Below are 18,325 nucleotides of genomic sequence, written 5' to 3' on the forward strand. Positions count from 1 at the left end.
GGGGGGCGGCCTGACGCATCAGATCGCCTGCGCACGGATCTGTTGTGACGCGTTCGGGCAGTCTCTTTGGTCATGATCCCGGTCTTCTACTCGCCCAATTTTTTCCAACGTAACGCGCCGGCTGGTCAAAAGCCATCATCGGGACGAGCGACGCCGCGGCCCGCAAGCGGGCCGGATCGCCGAGTCCGTTGTCTGACCGGCTCTGTGGTGTGTCTGGCGTTACTTCATGCTCGATAGCGTTGCCCCTTGTGGTTGGGTGGTCGGCCGAGCGTGGGTCGCCGAGGCGCGAGGGTCCCGATCACCCGCAGCGTCGGTCGCCCGCAGTGCGGGCAGGTGTAGGTCGGCGCCTTGTCGCTAGGGGCCGTATCGGCATCCGGCGCCGTCTCAGCTACCGCCAGCGCTTGGCGGATCTGTGCCAGGCGTCGTTGCCGGCAGCGATTGGCCAGAAAGCCGTAGTGACGGACCCGCATCAGCCCCTTGGGCAGGACGTGGAGCAGGAAGCGGCGCACGAATTCCTCGCCATCGAGGACGAGCGACTTGTGTCGGTCGCGGTCGCGATAGTCCTTGTAGCGCAGGGTCACCTGGTGGTCGTCCACGGCGAGGAGGCGGGCGTTGCTGATGGCGATCCGGCGTGTGTAGCGCGCCAGGTAGCGCACCACCGTCTCGGTGTGGTCGAGACAGTCCTTGCTGTAGATCACCCACTCCGTCGCCATCAGGGCGTTGAGCTGGTCATCGACGTCGCCGGGCCGGGTGACCCGGTGGAGTTCGCCGCCAGTAGCGGCTTGGCGCAGGCCACTGACCAGGTGCCCGCGGAAGTGGCGCGACAGGGCCCGGACCGGAAACAGGTAGTGGCTGCGCGCCTCTCGCCAGATGCCATCGTCGCCCAGCGCACCGCCGGGAACCAGACAGTGCAGGTGCACATGCTGGCTCAGGTTCTGGCCCCAGGTATGGAGCACCGCACTCATGCCCATCTCGCCGCCGAGACGCTTGGGATCGCGACCGAAGGTGTGAAGGGTCTGCCAGGCGCTCTGGAACAGCCGCCGATAGATCACCTCGGGGTGAAGCTGGACCCAGCCGTTGAGACTGTGCGGCAGGGTGAACACGACGTGGTAATAGCGCACGGGCAGGATGTTGGCCTGCTGACGCTCGGCCCACTGATGCATGGCGCGACCCTGGCACTGCGGGCAGTGGCGATCGCGACAGCCGAAGTAATGCGGCTGGGTGTGGTCGCAGTCCGAGCACTGCAAGACCGTCCCGCCCATCGCTTCGGTGCGACAGGCGAGCAGATGGCGGCACACGCGTTGGCGCTGGCGATCGAGGCCGGCCGGGTTGAGAAAGCGGGTCAGGGCCTGTTGAAGGGTGGCGGACTCAGTCATGGCCCACCTCCAGGCCGGCCACCAGGTCGATGGGACCCTGACTCGCCCCTTGCTGGCCCGGCAGCCAGTGCAGGTAGCGCATCGTCGACTGGATGCTGCGGTGGCCCAACAGCCGTTGGAGCTGATGGACGGGCATGCCCTGTTCCAGGACATGCGTGGCATAGGCATGGCGCAGGCTGTGGATGCCACCGACCCGCTCGACCCCGGCCAAGCGCTTGGCCTGGGTAAAGGCCTTCTGCGGTGCGCTCGGGTGCAGCGCGCGATCCGGAAACAGCGCGCTCGGGAATAGCCATGTCGTCGGCCGGTAGGCACGCCAGTAATCGCGCAAGCGATCGAGCAGGGTCGCCGATAGCAGGACCATGCGATCCTTCGCGCCCTTGCCCTGGGCGACACGCAGCTGGCCACGCTGGCTGTCGATGTCACTGACCCGCAGGTGGCAGACCTCGCTGACGCGCAGTCCGCAGCCGTAGCACAGTTCGAGCATCATGCGATGCTTGGCGTTGTGGCAGGCGGCCAGGATCCGCCGGACGTCGTCGCGGGTCAGCAGTTCTGGAATTCGCTGCGGTGTCTTCGGCACCACCGGCGATACCTCAACCGACGGCCAGTGCAACACCTGCAAGTAGAGGAACCGCACGCCGTGCAAGTAGACGCGGCAGCTGGCGGCGGACAAGCCGCGCTCCTGGACCAGATGATTGAAGAAGCGTTGCAGGTCGTCGCTGCTCAAGGTGTCCGGCGGACGGTGGAAATAGCGCGCCAGGTCCGTGATCACCGTCAAGTAGGTAGTGTGGGTGCGTTGCGCGAAGCCATGCTGCCGCATGGCCTCGATCATCGTCTGTCGCAAGGCAGTCATCGTCGTCACTCCTGTTCATTGACCCAAGTGGGTCAATGAACAGTGTGGTTCGATGAGTCGAAAGACAGGATTCGGCGACAGCTACCGCGAAGCGGTTTAGTTCAACTAATATTATGTTGCATTTAAGTTTGCTGGGCTTGGGGAGTGAGGTGAATAGTCTCCGGAAAGCTGAAACTTTGGTCGGGGCGAGCGACGAAATTGTTGCGTAAGCGACTAATTTTAAATAAGTTCTATTTTTTGGTTATGCTTTTTAGCATGCCCTGCGTAGCAATGCTTTGTTAGCAATGCTTTGTTAGCAGCGCTTTGTTAGCAGCGCTTTGTTAGCAGCGCTTTGTTAGCAGCGCTTTGTTAGCAGCGCTTTGTTAGCAGCGCTTTGTTAGCAGCGCTTTGTTAGCAACGCTTTGTTAGCAGCACTTTGTTAGCAGCACTTTGTTAGCAGTGCCGACGCCCCCACGCAAACGGCGCCCCGCGGGGCGCCGTTTGCATGAGGTACTCGTGAGCCTCAGGCCAGGTACTTGATCATCACCCCCGCGGCCACCGCCGAGCCGATCACGCCGGCCACATTGGGCCCCATGGCGTGCATCAGCAGGAAGTTGTGCGGGTTGGACTCCAGGCCGACCTTGTTGGCCACCCTGGCTGCCATCGGCACCGCGGAGACCCCGGCGGCACCGATCAGCGGGTTGATCGGCATCTTGCTCATCACGTTCATCAGCTTGGCCATGAGGATGCCGGCGGCGGTGCCGATGGCGAAGGCCACCATGCCCAGCGCCATGATGCCGAGCGTCTCCAGGGCCAGGAAGCTCTCGGCCATCAGCTTGGAGCCCACGGCCAGGCCCAGCACGATGGTGACGATATTGATCAGGGCATTCTGGGCGGTGTCGGTCAGCCGCTCGACCACGCCACACTCGCGCATCAGGTTGCCGAAGCAGAACATCCCCAGCAGCGGCGCGGCATCCGGCAGGAACAGCGCCACCAGCACCAGCAGGGCCAGCGGGAAGACGATCTTCTCGAGCTTCGACACTGGGCGCAGCTGGGTCATGGTGATCTCGCGCTCCTTCTTGCTGGTCAGCAGCCGCATGATCGGCGGCTGGATCATCGGCACCAGCGCCATGTAGGCGTAGGCGGCCACGGCGATCGCCCCCAACAGCTCCGGGGCCAGCATGCTCGACACGTAGATCGAGGTGGGCCCGTCGGCACCGCCGATGATGCCGATGGCGGCGGCCTGCTCCAGGGTGAAGTCCATCCAGCCCATCGCCGACAGGCCCACCGCCCCGAACAGGGTCGCGAAGATGCCGAACTGCGCGGCGGCACCCAGGAAGAGGGTGCGCGGATTGGCCAGCAGCGGCCCGAAGTCGGTCATCGCGCCCACGCCCATGAAGATGATCAGCGGCGCGACCCCCGACGCCACGGCCATCGCATAGAAGGTATAGAGCAGGCCGTCACCGTAGCCGACGTTCATCGCCACGTCCTTGGCGGCGCGCAGCTGGTCCGGCGAGGCGCCGTTGTCGACCAGCGCCTTGAGGGTGGCCCGCCACGCCTCCTGGCCGGCCAGCGGGTCCAGGGTCGCGCCCAGCGCCGAGGCCATCTGATGAAGCACCGCGGGGCGCGCCATCTCGATGGCCTGGTCCAGCGCCGAGATCGCCAGGCCCGCCTCGGGGATATTGGCCAGGATGCCGCCGAAGCCGATCGGCACCAGCAGCAGCGGCTCGAATTTCTTGGCGATGGCCAGGTAGAGCAGCAACAGCCCCACCGCGATCATCACCGTCTGGCCGAGGGTCAGGTTGTAGGCGCCCGAGCCCTCCCAGAGTGTCAGCAGATTTTCCATGATCAGGGCCCTCAGAGCTCGATGAGGACGTCACCGACGGCGACGCTGTCGCCCTCGCCGACCTTGACCGCAGAGACGGTACCGGCGCTCGCGGCGCGAACCTCGGTCTCCATCTTCATGGCCTCGAGGATGATCACCACGTCGCCTTCCTTGACCGCGTCGCCCGGGCGCACGTTGACCTTGAAGATGTTACCGGCCAGCGGCGCACTGATGACCTCGCCGGTGGCGGCCGGGGCCTCGGCGGCAGCCGCCGGCTGGGACCCACCGCCCTGGGCCTGGACGTCGGCGATCTCGCCGCCCTCGGCGACCTCGACCACGTAGGCCTTGCCGTTGACGGTGACGGTGTAGGTCTCGGGGCCGGCGGGTGCCGCGCCCTGGGTGGCCGGCACCTGGGCAGACGCCTTCGCCGGCAGCTTGGCGCTGGCGTCGTCCTTGCCTGGCGCCTGGGGCGCCGGCTCGAAGGCGTCGGGGTTGTCGCGGTTCTTGAGGAACTTCAGGCCGATCTGCGGGAACAGCGCATAGGTGAGCACGTCATCGATCTCGCGCTCGCCCTCGGCCAGGCGGATGCCGTCGGCCTTGGCCTTCTGCTTGAGCTCGGCGGCGAGGGTGTCCATCTCGGGCTCGAGCCGGTCGGCGGGTCGACAGGTGATGGGCTCACCGCCCTCCAGCACCCGGGCCTGCAGCTCCTTGTTGAACGGGGCCGGCGCGGCGCCATACTCGCCCTTGAGCAGCGCCTGGACCTCCTTGGAGATCGACGTGTAGCGCTCGCCCATCATCACGTTCATCACCGCCTGGGTGCCGACGATCTGCGAGGTGGGCGTGACCAGCGGGATGAAGCCCAGGTCCTCGCGCACCCGCGGGATCTCCTTGAGCACGTCGTCGAGCTTGTCGCCGGCGCCCTGCTCCTTGAGCTGGCCCTCCATGTTGGTGAGCATGCCGCCCGGCACCTGGGCGATCAGGATGCGCGAGTCGATGCCCTTCAGTGAGCCCTCGAAGGCCGCATACTTCTTGCGCACCTCGCGGAAGTAGGCGGCGATCTCCTCGAGCAGCTCGAGGTCCAGGCCGGTGTCGCGCTCGGTGCCCTGGAGGATGGCCACCACCGACTCGGTGGGGCTGTGGCCGTAGGTCATCGACATCGAGGAGATGGCGGTGTCGACGTTGTCGATGCCGGCCTCGGCGGCCTTGAGGGCGGTGGCGGTGGACATGCCGGTGGTGGCGTGGCACTGCATGTGGATGGGGATGTCCACCGCGGCCTTGAGCTTGGTGACCAGCTCAAAGGCGTCGTAGGGCTTGAGCAGGCCGGCCATGTCCTTGATGCACAGGGAGTCGGCACCCATGGCGGCGATGGTCTTGCCGAGCTCGACCCAGCCGTCCAGGGTATGCACCGGGCTCACCGTGTAGGAGAGGGTGCCCTGGGCGTGACCCTCGACGTTGCGCACCGCCTGGATGGCGCGCTCCAGGTTGCGCGGGTCGTTCATGGCATCGAAGACGCGGAATACATCGACGCCGTTGGTCTTGGCGCGCTCGACGAACTTGTCCACCACGTCGTCGCCGTAGTGGCGGTAGCCGAGCAGGTTCTGTCCGCGCAGCAGCATCTGCTGGGGGGTATTGGGCATGGCCGCCTTCAACGCCCGTATCCGCTCCCAGGGATCCTCGCCCAGGTAGCGGATACAGGCGTCGAAGGTGGCCCCACCCCAGGATTCGAGCGACCAGAAGCCGACGCGGTCGAGCTTCTCGGCGATGGGCAGCATGTCATCGAGGCGTAGGCGGGTGGCGAACAGCGACTGGTGGGCGTCACGCAGGACGACGTCGGTGATACCGAGCGGGCGAGCGTTGTCAGTCATTGGCTTGACCTTGTCGTAATAGTGAAGGGGGAGTCGGGAAAGCGGGGAAGCCGGCGTCAGCGGCGATGGCGCTGACGGTAGCGATGCAGGGCGGCACCGATCACCGCCATCAGCTCGTCATCCTGCTGGGCGGGCGCCGGGGAGCGGGCGGGCGTCGCGGCGGGCGCTGGCGGCTCGGGGACGAAGCGCCGGAGCACCAGCGACATCAGGGTGGTCACGATCACCAGTACGGTAAGAAAAACAAAAACAAACCCCATGCCGAGGGCCATCAGGGCCAGGCCTTCTTCCAAAAATTCGGTGTTATGCATAAGCCCAGACTCGGAAATTCCAGAAACCTAGACAGCCGGGTTGCCCCGGTCTGTCTCTCAACACCTAATGAGATGGCGAGTTCCTTAGCAGCGCTCGAGTAGAGCCGCGATACCCTGGCCGCCGCCGATACACATACTGACTACGGCATAGCGGCCGCCGGAGCGGGCCAGCTCATGGGTTGCCTTGACCACAAGAATGGCGCCGGTGGCGCCGATGGGATGGCCAAGGGAGATGCCGCTTCCATTGGGGTTGACCTTGGCAGGGTCGATATCGAGATCCTTTACGACCGCGAGGGCTTGAGAGGCAAAAGCCTCGTTAAGCTCCCAGAGGTCGATCTCCTGCTTGGCGACGCCGGCCTTTGACAGCAGCGCCTCGATCGCGGGTACTGGGCCGATACCCATGTACTTGGGGTCGACGCCCACTACGGCTCCAGCAACAAGTCGTGCCGCATAGGAGTGGCCATTCGCGTCGGCATATTCACGATCCATTAGCACCAGGGCGGCCGCTCCATCATTGAGCGTCGAGGCGTTTCCAGCCGTCACGGTCCCGTGTTCACGCTGAAAAGCGGGCCGCATGGCAGCCAGCCGGTCGGGATCGAGTTGGCGGCGTGGCCCCTCATCCTGATCGAAGATCACCTCTCCTTTCTTCGTCGTCTGTGCGAGGGGCAGTATCTGTGACTGGAAGAGACCCGCTGCCTGGGCGGCGACGGCGCGGCGATGGCTTTCTAGTGCGAAAGCGTCCTGAGCCTCCCTGGAGATCCCCCACTTCGCCGCGATATTTTCCGCCGTCACGCCCATGTGGCAGCCGTCGAAGGGGTCGGTGAGGGCGCCGACCATGGCATCGATCGCCCGCATGTCACCCATCCGCTGCCCCCAGCGAGAGGCGGGCAGCCAGTGGGGCGCTCGGCTCATGGATTCGCCACCGCCGGCAAGAGTGCAGGCTGCTTCGCCAGATTGGATATAGGACGCGGCGGTCAGTACCGCCTGCAAGCCACTCCCGCAGAGGCGATTCAGGGTGAGGGCCGGCGTTTCAACAGGTAGCCCCGCATTGATGGCGGAAACCCTGGCCAGGTACATATCCCGAGGTTCGGTATGGATGACATTGCCAAACACCACATGTGCCACCGCTGAAGGCTCGATACCGGCCCGAGAGACGGCTTCTCGAGTAACCGCTGCGGTCAGGTCGCCCAAGGAAATGTCTGATAGTGCCCCACCAAAGGCACCGATGGCTGTGCGAGCCCCGCTGGCGATGACGACATCGTGTTTACTCATGCAATTAACTCCTGGATGCTGAAAGGGTGAGGATAGTGGCCATCACATATTGGGATAGTTGGGCCCGCCGCCGCCCTCAGGTGCCACCCAGGTGATGTTCTGGGCCGGGTCCTTGATATCGCAGGTCTTGCAGTGCACGCAGTTCTGGAAGTTGATCTGGAACTGCGGCTTGCCGTCGTTCCCATCGATCACCTCGTAGACCCCCGCCGGGCAGTAGCGCTGGGCCGGCTCGGCGAATTCCGGCAGGTTGTCGCGGATCGGCAGCTCGGCGTCGGCCAGCTTCAGGTGACAGGGCTGGTCCTCCTCGTGGTTGGTGTTGGACAGGAACACCGAGGAGAGCTTGTCGAAGGAGAGCTTGCCGTCGGGCCTGGGGTAGTCGATCTTCTCGAACTCGCCGGCCGGCTTGAGTTGGGCATGATCCGCGGTGGTGTCGTGGACGTTGGGCAGCTTGCCGCCGAGCAGCTGGTTCACGAAGTTGTAGGCGCCGCCGCCCACGGTGCCGTACTTGTGGATCGCCGGGCCGAAGCTGGCGCTCTCCTTGAGCTCGGCGTAGGCCCAGCTCGCCTCCCACTTCTCGGTGAAGGCGGTGAGCTCCTGGCCACCCTCGTCGCCCTTGGCGATGGCCTCGAAGACCGCCTCGGCGGCCACCAGGCCCGACTTCATGGCGGTGTGCAGGCCCTTGATCTTGGCGAAGTTGAGGGTGCCGGCGTCACAGCCGATCAAGAGGCCTCCCGGGAAGGTCATCTTCGGCAGGCAGTTGAGGCCCCCCTTGGTGATGGCCCGGGCGCCGTAGGCGATGCGCTTGCCGCCTTCCAGGTGCTGCTTGAGCACCGGGTGGTGCTTCATGCGCTGGAACTCGTCGAAGGGCGACAGCCAGGGGTTCTGGTAGGAGAGATCCATGATCAGGCCGACCACCACCTGCTGGTTCTCGGCGTGGTAGAGGAACCAGCCGCCGTGGGTGTGCTTGTCCAGCGGCCAGCCGGAGCCGTGCAGCACCAGGCCGGGTTCGTGCTGCTCGGCGGGGATGTCCCACAGCTCCTTGAGGCCGATGCCGTAGTGCTGGGGGTCCTTGCCGGCGTCGAGGTCATACTCCCGGATCAGGCGCTTGCCGATATGGCCGCGGGCGCCCTCGGCAAACAGGGTGTACTTGGCGCGCAGCTCCATGCCCGGCATGTAGCTGTCCTTGGGCTCGCCGTCGGCGCCCACGCCCATGTCGCCGATCAGGATGCCCTTGACCACCCCCTCCTCGACGATCGCCTCCTGGGCGGCGAAGCCGGGGAAGATCTCCACCCCCAGTCCCTCGGCCTGCTCGGCCAGCCAGCGGCAGAGAATGCCGGCGCTGATCACATAGCGCGCCTGATCCCCGCCGGTGTTATGCATGGACTTGGGCACCAGGGCGTTGGGCAGCTTCTGGGCCTTCTCGGCATCCTTGAGCAGGTAGAGCTCGTCGCGGGTCGCCGGAGTGGTCAGCGGGGCGCCGCGCTCTTCCCAATCGGGGAAGAGCTCGGCCAGGGCGCGGGGCTCGAAGACGGCGCCGGAGAGGATATGGGCGCCCACCTCGGAGCCCTTCTCCACCACGCACACGGTCAGCTCCTGCTCGGCGGCATTGGCCTGCTGCATCAGCCGACACGCCGCGGCGAGGCCAGAGGGCCCGGCGCCGACGATGACCACATCGAAGTCCATCGAGTCGCGTTCTACCTGCTCCACCAAAACCTCCTTCAATACCGGCAAAAATTAGAGCTTATGCTCGAGTTCGGGCAGCGCCTCAAAGAGATCCGCGACCAGGCCATAGTCCGCCACCTGGAAGATCGGCGCTTCCTCGTCTTTGTTGATCGCCACGATCACTTTGGAGTCCTTCATGCCGGCCAGGTGTTGGATGGCCCCCGAGATGCCCACGGCGATGTAGAGCTCGGGAGCCACGATCTTGCCGGTCTGGCCCACCTGCATATCGTTGGGCACGAAGCCGGCGTCCACCGCGGCGCGCGAGGCGCCGATGGCCGCCCCCAGCTTGTCGGCGATGCCGTCGAGCAGCGTGAAGTTCTCGCCGTTGCCCATGCCGCGGCCACCGGAGATCACCACCTTGGCCGCACCCAGCTCGGGGCGGTCGGACTTGGCCAGCTCTTCCTTGACGAAGGTGGACTGGGCGTTCTCCGCCACGAAGTCGACCGCTTCGACCGGCGCGCTGCCGCTCTCACCCACCGCATCGAAACCAGTGGTGCGCACGGTGATCACCTTGAGGGCGTCCTCGCTCTGCACCGTGGCGATGGCGTTGCCGGCGTAGATCGGGCGCTTGAAGGTGTCCGGGGCGTCGACGGCGATGATCTCGGAGATCTGCCCCACGTCGCGCAGCGCGGCGACGCGCGGCAGCACGTTCTTGCCGGTGGTGGAGGCGGCCGCCAGCAGGTGGGTGTAGTCGCCGGCCAGCTCGTTGAGCAGCGCCGCGGTGGGCTCGGCCAGCAGGTGGGCGTAGGCGGCGTGGTCGGCCACGCGCACCTTGTCCACGCCATCGAGTTTGGCCGCCGCTTCGGCGATGGCGCCGACGCCGCTACCTGCCACCAGCACGTGGATATCGCCACCGATCGCCTTGGCTGCCGCAACCACGTGGGCGGTGGCGCCGGCCAGGGCGCCATCGTGATGTTCGGCCAGGATCAGGATGCTCATGCGACCACCTTCGCTTCGTTCTTGAGTTTGTTGACCAGCTCGTCCACGGAGCCCACCTTGACGCCGCCCTGGCGCTCGGCCGGCGGCTCGACCTTGAGCAGCTTGACCTTCGAGGCCACCTCGATGCCCAGATCCGCCGGGGACTTGACGTCCATCGGCTTCTTCTTGGCCTTCATTATGTCCGGCAGCTTGGCGTAGCGCGGCTCGTTGAGGCGCAGGTCGGTGGTGACGATGGCCGGCAGGGTCAGCTGGATGGTCTGCAGGCCGCCGTCGATCTCGCGGGTCACCTGAAGCTTGTCACTGTCCACGGCCACCTCGGAGGCGAAGGTGCCCTGGGGCAGGCCGGTCAGGGCGGCGAGCATCTGGCCGGTCTGGTTGTTGTCGGTGTCGATGGCCTGCTTGCCGAGAATCACCAGGCCCGGCTGCTCCTCCTCGACCAGCTTGGCCAGCGCCTTGGCCGCACCCAGGGACTCGACGCGTTCGTCGGTCTCGACGTGAATGGCGCGATCGGCACCCAGCGCCAGGGCGGTACGCAGCTGCTCCTGGGCAGCCTTGGGGCCAATGGTGACGGCAACCACCTCGGTGGCCACGCCTTTCTCCTTGAGGCGCACGGCCTCTTCCACGGCGATCTCGCAGAAGGGGTTCATGGCCATCTTGACGTTGGTGAGGTCGACGTCGGAGTGATCCGGCTTGACCCGGATCTTGACGTTGTAATCAAGCACGCGCTTGATCGCGACGAGCACTTTCATGACTGCTCCTCTTTGAGGCTGGGAGATGGAACTGTCGGACAGGGATAGGCATCTGGTGCGCGCACGAGAAATAGCATGGTCTCAACCATATGCATTCCTTCCTCCTTGATCGGACTGGTGGGCCTGGTCATGAGCCAGTGCCGGTAGAGTCCTGTTAACAGGTTCTGCATGATGCCGGCAGCGCTCCCGGGCGAGACTGAGGGGGACAGCTGCTGCCGTTTGGCTGCCCGCTGGAAACCGTCGAGCAGGGCCTGGTGAAGCTGTCCCGAGGAGTGGAGATGGAAGGCGTGGATATCCACTCCCTCGCAGTGGCTGCCGTTCAGGATAAAGATGCGATGCGCACGGCGGTTGCTGTCGATATCGAGCTCCTCCAGGCCGGCCCGGCACGCCTGCCGGATGGCTTCCAGCGGCATGGCATCAGCCTTGAGGCGCTCATAGGTCGCCAGATACCGCTGGAAGGGCAGGCGCGTTTTCTCGAGCAGCTCGCGGATCAGCGCCTCCTTGTTTCTGAAATGAAAGTAAAAGGCCCCGCGAGTGAGTCCGGCACGGCGAGAAATGCTCTCGAGCGTCGAGCGGGCGATGCCCTCTTCCAGAAATACCTCTTGGGCAGAACGCAGCAGGCGGGCTTTCGTGCAGGAGGCATCGCTACGGGTGTCCGGGTCCATCGCCGCATCCTTTTACATCTGTCAGAAGGCATCCGGGCGTGTCATGGCATCCATGCCGCCGTCGGCGTGGATCACCGCACCATGGATGAAGCTGGCCATGGGCGACTGAAGAAAGGCGACCAGCGAGGCGATCTCCTCGGGAATGCCGGCGCGCCCCATGGGCGCGACGAACTCCCGGACCGCCTTGCCGAAGCGGGGGTCCTCCTTGGAGGCCTGATGCAGGGGGGTCTCGACGGCGCCGGGGGCCACCACGTTGAGCCGAATGCCCGCCTTGCCCCAGGCCGGCGCCAGGCGCCGTGCCTGCTGGGTAACGGCACACTTGGAGGCGGCGTAGACGGCTGACGGCTGATCGAGCTCACGGGCCTGGGCCAGGGCAGCCTCTTCGTCGCCGCCGAGCAGGGTGTCCAGCAGTGGGAGGGGCTTGCCCAGCACGTGGGTGGCGGCGACGGAGCCGATGACCAGGGCGGCGGGATTCTGACCCCTGGCCAGCAGGTCCTGGAGCCCGTCGAGCAGGGCGGCCACAGCGAAATGGTTCACGCTGACGATCAGGCCCGGGTCCGGGGCAGTCACGCCGACGCCGGCGCAGCAGACCAGGCCGTCCAGGCCATCCGTGCAGCGGTCGTGCAGCTCGTCGATGACGCGCTGACGCTCGTCGGGTTTGGAAAGGTCGGCCTGAATCTCGCCGCCTTCCAGGTCGATGCCGATGACTCGGTGGCCCTGGTCTTCCAGGGCCTGACGGATGGCGCGGCCGATTCCCGAGGCGTAGCCGGTGACAACGGTAGTGGGCATAGGGCTCTCCATGAAACAGGGGGTGATGGACCATGACTCAGGGGTAATGGGGAAAGTGTGTCGTGCAGGGTGAAGCGCGTCCTCGTCCAGCGGGACTAGGCCATTCGCTGGGCCCTGTCGGGGGCGGGCTGCACGATCCGTATCACCCGCTCGGTGAGCAGCAGTGCAACGAGCGGCATCACGCAGCAGAGCAGCAGGGCGTAGCGCAGCGACTCGCTGCCGGCGTGTGGAGCGAGGAGGTCGCTGAGTGTGCCGACCGCCAGGGGGCCAACGCCGACGCCAAACAGGGTGACCGCGATGGTCTGGAAGGCCAGGGCGGTACTGCGGATCGAGCTGTCCACGAGCTGGGTCAGGTAGCTCAGGATAGGCCCCACCCACCAGACGGCAAAAAATCCGTTCAAGGCGCACCACAGCATTGCCGTGGGCACCGGTAGCGGGCCCAGCTGGATCAGCGTCTGAGGCGGCCAGAGCAGGTACAGCAGCATGCACAGCATGCCGAGCAAGTGGCCCAGCTGGGGCAGGCGAAGCTGCCAGGCGGGGCCGTGGTGGCTGAAGCGGTCCGCCAGCCAACCGCTGAAGAGCATGCCGATAGCGGCGGAGCCGCCGCCGATGAAGCCGGCCAGCATGCCCGCTTCGCGCAGGCTGAGGCCGTGGCTGCGTACCAGGAAGGTGGCGTTCCACATCCCGTAGGCGTTGGCGCCTAGGGTGGTGACTGCACTGGTGATGATCAGCAGGCGGTAGGTGGGGCGTGACCAGAGATCGGCAAGGCTCGCCCGGAGCCCCTGGAGGGGCAGACTCAGCCGCGAGGCAACGTCATGGGCGCCGCGCTGCGGCTCGCGCACCAGGGTGGCGAGGACCAAGGCCAGCCCCATGGCGGGCAGGCCCACCAGCACGAAGGCGGTACGCCAGCCATGCAGTCCGACCAGCCAGGCGCCGAGGCTCATGGCGACGATGGCCGCCAGGGTGGGCGCTGAGGTGAAGCAGCTGATCGCCAGCGCCCGCCGCTCGGGCGGGTAGAGATCCGCGATCAGCGACAGGGAGGTGGCGGTCACCGGCGCCTCGAAGATGGCCACCAGCATGCGGGCGAGCACCAGGACGACAAAGCCGGTGGCCAGGCCCCCCAGCAGGGTGGCGACACCCCAGCAGAGGGCGCAGATTGCCAGCAGCCGCGTGCGCGGCATGCGATCAGCGAGGCGCCCGGCCCAGAGCCCCACGCTGGCATAGATCAGTGCAAAGGCCAGACCGGTGACCAGCCCCATGGCGGTGTCGCCGACCCCGAACTCCGCCTTGATGGGTTCGATCATGACCGCCAGGATCTGGCGGCCGATGAAGGTATCAACATAGAGCAGGGTCAGCAGCAGCAGCAGGCCGTGACGCCGCCAGGCGACCGGAATGGCCATCCTAGCTGGCCTGCCGCTGGCGTTCGCGTGCCATGGAGATGGCCGTATCCTCGATCATGTCCTCCTGGCCGCCGACGGTGCCGCGGCGACCGAGCTCCACCAGGATGTCGCGGGCCGATACGCCATACTTCTTCTCGGCGCGCTGGGCGAAGAGCAGGAAGGAGGAGTAGACGCCGGCATAGCCCAGGGTCAGCGCATCGCGGTCGACGCGGATCGGCTGGTCCATTAGCGGCACGACCCGGTCTTCGGCGACATCCATCAGCGCGAAGAGGTCCACGCCATGGCTGACTCCCATGCGCTCCAGCACCGCCACGAAGACCTCCAGAGGCGTGTTGCCCGCGCCGGCGCCCAGGCCGGCCGCCGAGCCGTCGATGCGTGAGGCGCCGGCCTCGATGGCGGCCAGGGAGTTGGCGATGCCCATGCCCAGGTTGTGGTGGCCGTGGAAGCCGACCTCGGTCTCCTGGCTCAGCTCGGCGCGCAGCAGGCCGATCCGGGCGGTCACGTCGTCGGGCAACATGTAGCCCGCCGAGTCGGTGCAGTAGATGCAGTTGGCGCCATAGGCCTCCATCAGCCTGGCCTGTTCCAGCAGCTGCTCCGGCGTGATCATGTGCGCCATCATCAGAAAGCCGACCGTATCCAGGCCCTGCTTGCGGGCCAGGCCGATGTGCTGCTCCGAGACGTCGGCCTCGGTGCAGTGAGTCGCAATGCGCAGGGTCGTGACGCCGCAGTCCTGCGCCATGCGCAGGTGGTCGGTAGTGCCGATGCCCGGCAGCAGCAGCGCCGAGATTCGCGCCTGGGTCATTCGCGGCACCACGGCGCGCAGGTACTCCTCGTCGCTGTGCGCGGGGAAACCGTAGTTGAGCGAGGCGCCGCCCAGGCCGTCGCCGTGAGTGACCTCGATCAGTGGAATGCCGGCCTGGTCGAGGCCGGTGGCGATATTCACCATCTGGTCCAGGGTGATCTGGTGCTGCTTTGCATGCATGCCGTCACGCAGCGACATGTCATGCAGGATGACGTTCTTGCCTTGCAGGTTCATGGGGTCTCCTCAGACATCAGCGGTGTGCAGGGAAAGAGTGCCGGCCAGCATCTCCAGGGCGAAGCGTTCTGCGGTGCGGGTGGCCGAGGCGGTCATGATGTCGAGGTTGCCGGCGTAGCGTGGCAGGAAGTCGCCCAGCCCCTCCACCTCGAGAAAGATCGAGACCTTGCGGCCGTCAAACACCGGGCCGTTCTTGAGCTGATAGCCGGGAACGTAGCGCTGCACCTCGGCGATCATCTCCTGCACCGAGCGGGTGATGGCATCCTGGTCGGGCTCTTCGGCGGTCAGGCAGTGGATGGTGTCGCGCATGATGATCGGCGGCTCGGCGGGGTTGATCACGATGATCGCCTTGCCCTGCCGGGCACCGCCCAGCTGCTCCACGGCCCCGGCAGTGGTGCGCGTGAACTCATCGATGTTCTGGCGCGTGCCGGGCCCCACGGAGCGGGATGAGACGGTGGCGACGATCTCGCCATATTCGACGGCCTGGACTCGACTCACCGCGTGCACCATGGGGATGGTGGCCTGGCCCCCGCAGGTGACCATGTTGACGTTGAGGCCCGGGGCGTCCAGCAGCTGCGAAAGATTGACCGGGGGAATGCAGTAGGGGCCGATGGCCGCCGGGGTCAGGTCGATCATCAGCACGCCTTGCTCGTTGAGCAGGCGGGAGTTCTCGGCGTGGGCGTAGGCCGAGGTGGCATCGAAGGCAATGCGAATGTCATCGGGCCCGATGTGAGGCAGCAGCCCCTCGATGCCCTCTGCAGTGGTCTTGAGGCCCAGCGCCTGGGCGCGCTTGAGTCCCTCGGAGTCGGCGTCGATACCGACCATCCAGACGGGCTCAAGCACCTCACTGCGAAGCAGCTTGTACAGCAGGTCGGTGCCGATATTGCCCGACCCGATCAGGGCACAGCGTATCTTGCTCATGGTGTTTTCTCGTCGTGTCGCGGGATCAGCAGAAGGCGATATGGCTGCTGCCGAGTCCCTCGATGGTGAGTGCGAAGCGGTCACCGGCGGTGACCGGCAGCAGGGGAGCCAGGGCGCCGGAGAGGATGAGGTCGCCGCGCCGCAGGGGAAGGCCGTAGGCACCCAGGGTGTTGGCCAGCCAGGCGACCGCCTCCGCGGGGTGGCCCTGCACCGCGGCGCCAGAGCCTTCCGCCACCAGCGCATCGTTCTGATGGATCGTCATGCGCACGCTGGCCAGGTCGAGCTCGCGGGGGGAGACGCGTGCCTCGCCGATGACGAAGACGCCGCAGGAGGCGTTGTCGGCCACGGTGTCCTGGATGCGGATCTTCCAGGCCTCTATGCGGGAGTCGACGATCTCGAAGCAGGGAGCCACCCACTCGGTGGCGGCCAGGACAGCGTCTCGGGTGACTCCCGATGCCGGCAGGTCATCGCTGAGCATGAAGGCGATCTCGCCCTCGGCCCGGGGCTGAATCAGGCCCGCCTGGGCAAGCGAGATGGTGCTGCCGTTGGCGTACAGCATGCGGTCGGTCAGGAACCCGAAGTCGGGCTGATGGACGTTGAGCATCTCCTGGACGGCGCGACTGGTGACGCCGATCTTCTTGCCGATCAGGCGCTCTCCCTCCGCTTCCCGGGCGCGCAGTGCCTGGAGGGAGACGCGGTAGGCCTCGTCGATGGTCATGTCCAGATAGCGATCGGTCAGCGGGGGGACGGTGTAGCCTCCCCGTAGGGCCCCGAGGAGCTCCTCGGCGATGGCGTCGGTACGGTTGTCGGTGATGATGGTCACGATGGGCTCCTCAGCCGGGCCAGACGCTGCTTTCGGCACCGCCGTCTACCTCGAGCACCTTGCCGGTGACCCAGGCGGCGGCGGGCGACGCCAGATAGAGCGCGGCGGCGGCGATATCCTCGACGCTGCCGATGCGCTTGAGTGGGGTGTTCTCGGCCATGCCGGCCAGCATCTTCTCCGGCACCACGTTCTGCAGGGCCTGGGTCAGGATGGGCCCCGGGGCGATGGCGTTGATGCGGACATCCGGGGCGAAGTCCTGGGCCAGTAGGCGGGTCAGCTGGGTGAGTGCGGCCTTGGCCGTGCCGTAGGCACTGAAGTGCGGCTGGATATAGCGGGCGGCGCCTGAGGTGATGTTGATCACGCTGCCGCCGCCGGCCTCGCGAAGGTGGGGCACGCAGAGCTGGATCAGGGAGTAGGCCGAGGTCACGTTGAAGTGCAGCACGGCATCGAGCTCTTCCGGCGACATCTTCAGCGGATGGTTGGGACCGGCTCCGCCGGCGTTGTTTACCAGCTGTGTCAGCCTGCCCATTTCCGCGGCGGCTCGCTGGACGAGCGCACGGCGCTCCTCGTCGCTGGTGACATCACAGCTGATGGCCAGGGCGCGGCGTCCCAGGGCGCGAACCTCGTCAGCTACCTTTTCGACGTCTTCAAGGGTGCGGGCTGCACAGACCACGTCGGCGCCGGCTTCGGCGTAGGCCAGGGCGATGGCGCGCCCGAGGCCCCGGCCGGAGCCGGTAACGACGGCCACCTGGCCATGCATAGAAAAACGCTCGAGGATCGAGGTCATGGGAGATTCTCCGCGGAAGTGGCAGGTTCATCGGCGACCCACAGGTCGGGCAGCCCGGGGTCGCTGTCGGTGATCAGGCGCTTGAGCAGCAGCTTCAGGATCTGGGCATCGCTCTCGCCAAGCCGCTCGGTGAGCGCCTGCTCGACCGCCTTGGCGGCAGCGATCTGGTGCAGCGAGACCTCGCGGCCATCGGCGGTCAGCCGGTAGCGGTTCACGCCGTCACGCGATTCGGCGGCGATGAGCCCGCGCTGCGTCAGGTCGTCGAGGTCCTGCCGGGTTACCGGGCTGCCCGTGTAGCCGATGAAGGCGTTGAGCTCCGCCAGCGACTGCCGATCGCGAATCAGCAGCACGGAGAGGATATAAAAGAGGTGATCGCTCAGTTCCGTGGCCTGCTGCGTCTCGCGCAGCTGGTAGAGAAGCTGGAAGTGGGCGCGCCCCAGCAGGTAGCCGAGCAGGTCCTCGGTATAGACGCAGTCGGGCGGCGGCACGACGCTGGTCAGGCGCGGTGGCACCTGGGGCTTGCGCGTGGAGACCGCATACTGCCCCCCCTGGAAGACCAGCGGGGGGCGCTCGCTGCGATCGAAGGCGAGCACCTCGCCGACGAAGATGAGGTGGTCGCCGCCGTCGTGAACGAAGAGCGTGCGACACTGGAAGCGCGCGGCACACCCCTGCAGCAGCGGCGCCGGGGAGATCCCCTCGTCCAGCTCGAGAACGGCGAACTTGTCTTCGCCGCGGGAAGCAAAGCGGTTCGATAGCGGTTCCTGCTCCAGGGCCAGCACGTGCACGTTCCAGTGCTGGGACTCCTTGAAGGTCGGCAGGCTGTAGGCAGATTTGGCCAGGCTCCACAATACCATGGGGGGCGACATGGAGACCGAGTTGAAGCTATTGGCGGTGATGCCGACGGGTACATCATCGCTTCCACGAGCCGTGATGATGGTGACACCGGTCGTGAAGGTGCCCAGGGCGCTGCGAAAGGCGCGGGTATCGAAGCTGGTGTGGCTCATGGGAGACTCCTGATG

The 18,325-nt window shown here is 66.1% G+C and carries 17 protein-coding genes; all 17 read right to left on the reverse strand.

The features are described from left to right. Nucleotides 1-224: 224 nt before the first annotated feature. Entirely contained in the window at nt 225-1,376 is a 1,152-nt protein-coding gene (locus ACM26W_RS00005; protein ID WP_416138828.1) for an IS91 family transposase, read from the reverse strand. Further along, complete coding sequence (locus tag ACM26W_RS00010) at nt 1,369-2,226, reverse strand: tyrosine-type recombinase/integrase (RefSeq protein ID WP_416138829.1); 858 nt, start codon at nt 2,224-2,226, stop codon at nt 1,369-1,371. Before ACM26W_RS00010 ends, ACM26W_RS00005 begins: the two co-directional genes overlap by 8 nt. Nucleotides 2,227-2,728: 502 nt before the next feature. Then, nucleotides 2,729-4,051, reverse strand: coding sequence for a sodium ion-translocating decarboxylase subunit beta (locus tag ACM26W_RS00015; RefSeq protein WP_416138830.1), 1,323 nt, complete (start codon nt 4,049-4,051; stop codon nt 2,729-2,731). Between the two features lie 11 nt (nt 4,052-4,062). Further along, the gene (gene oadA / locus ACM26W_RS00020) at nt 4,063-5,895 is read right to left on the reverse strand and encodes a sodium-extruding oxaloacetate decarboxylase subunit alpha (RefSeq protein ID WP_416138831.1); all 1,833 of its coding nucleotides are present in this window, start codon (nt 5,893-5,895) and stop codon (nt 4,063-4,065) included. 56 nt (nt 5,896-5,951) lie between these two features. Continuing rightward, nucleotides 5,952-6,203, reverse strand: a complete 252-nt coding sequence (locus ACM26W_RS00025; RefSeq protein ID WP_416138832.1) for an OadG family protein — start codon at nt 6,201-6,203, stop codon at nt 5,952-5,954. An 84-nt stretch (nt 6,204-6,287) separates the two neighbouring features. After that, nucleotides 6,288-7,475, reverse strand: a complete 1,188-nt coding sequence (gene bktB, locus ACM26W_RS00030; protein WP_416138834.1) for a beta-ketothiolase BktB — start codon at nt 7,473-7,475, stop codon at nt 6,288-6,290. A gap of 42 nt (nt 7,476-7,517) precedes the next feature. Further along, nucleotides 7,518-9,182, reverse strand: coding sequence for an electron transfer flavoprotein-ubiquinone oxidoreductase (locus ACM26W_RS00035; RefSeq protein ID WP_416138835.1), 1,665 nt, complete (start codon nt 9,180-9,182; stop codon nt 7,518-7,520). Between the two features lie 27 nt (nt 9,183-9,209). Next, nucleotides 9,210-10,136: an electron transfer flavoprotein subunit alpha/FixB family protein gene (locus ACM26W_RS00040; RefSeq protein ID WP_416138836.1), complete on the reverse strand. Its 927-nt coding sequence runs from the start codon at nt 10,134-10,136 to the stop codon at nt 9,210-9,212. Further along, complete coding sequence (locus tag ACM26W_RS00045) at nt 10,133-10,885, reverse strand: electron transfer flavoprotein subunit beta/FixA family protein (protein WP_416138837.1); 753 nt, start codon at nt 10,883-10,885, stop codon at nt 10,133-10,135. The genes ACM26W_RS00040 and ACM26W_RS00045 overlap by 4 nt, the downstream gene beginning before the upstream one ends. Further along, nucleotides 10,882-11,550 (reverse strand): TetR family transcriptional regulator, encoded by a 669-nt coding sequence (locus tag ACM26W_RS00050; protein ID WP_416138838.1) that lies wholly within the window; start codon nt 11,548-11,550, stop codon nt 10,882-10,884. Before ACM26W_RS00050 ends, ACM26W_RS00045 begins: the two co-directional genes overlap by 4 nt. 21 nt (nt 11,551-11,571) lie before the next feature. Continuing rightward, a complete protein-coding gene (locus ACM26W_RS00055) occupies nt 11,572-12,339 on the reverse strand; it encodes an SDR family oxidoreductase (RefSeq protein WP_416138839.1) in 768 nt (255 codons plus the stop codon). A 95-nt stretch (nt 12,340-12,434) separates the two neighbouring features. After that, nucleotides 12,435-13,739: a spinster family MFS transporter gene (locus ACM26W_RS00060; RefSeq protein WP_416138840.1), complete on the reverse strand. Its 1,305-nt coding sequence runs from the start codon at nt 13,737-13,739 to the stop codon at nt 12,435-12,437. Nucleotide 13,740: 1 nt separating this feature from the next. Then, a complete protein-coding gene (gene dmpG / locus ACM26W_RS00065; protein WP_416138841.1) occupies nt 13,741-14,775 on the reverse strand; it encodes a 4-hydroxy-2-oxovalerate aldolase in 1,035 nt (344 codons plus the stop codon). 9 nt (nt 14,776-14,784) lie between these two features. Next, on the reverse strand, nt 14,785-15,696 hold the full coding sequence (locus ACM26W_RS00070) for an acetaldehyde dehydrogenase (acetylating) (RefSeq protein WP_416138842.1): 912 nt from the start codon (nt 15,694-15,696) through the stop codon (nt 14,785-14,787). Between the two features lie 25 nt (nt 15,697-15,721). Then, a complete protein-coding gene (locus ACM26W_RS00075) occupies nt 15,722-16,519 on the reverse strand; it encodes a fumarylacetoacetate hydrolase family protein (protein WP_416138843.1) in 798 nt (265 codons plus the stop codon). A gap of 10 nt (nt 16,520-16,529) precedes the next feature. Beyond that, a complete protein-coding gene (locus ACM26W_RS00080; RefSeq protein ID WP_416138844.1) occupies nt 16,530-17,306 on the reverse strand; it encodes a glucose 1-dehydrogenase in 777 nt (258 codons plus the stop codon). Further along, entirely contained in the window at nt 17,303-18,310 is a 1,008-nt protein-coding gene (locus tag ACM26W_RS00085) for a flavin reductase (RefSeq protein ID WP_416138845.1), read from the reverse strand. The genes ACM26W_RS00080 and ACM26W_RS00085 overlap by 4 nt, the downstream gene beginning before the upstream one ends. Nucleotides 18,311-18,325 lie beyond the last annotated feature (15 nt).

The organism is Halomonas sp. HK25, from assembly GCF_047795635.1.
Taxonomy (GTDB): Bacteria; Pseudomonadota; Gammaproteobacteria; order Pseudomonadales; family Halomonadaceae; genus Halomonas.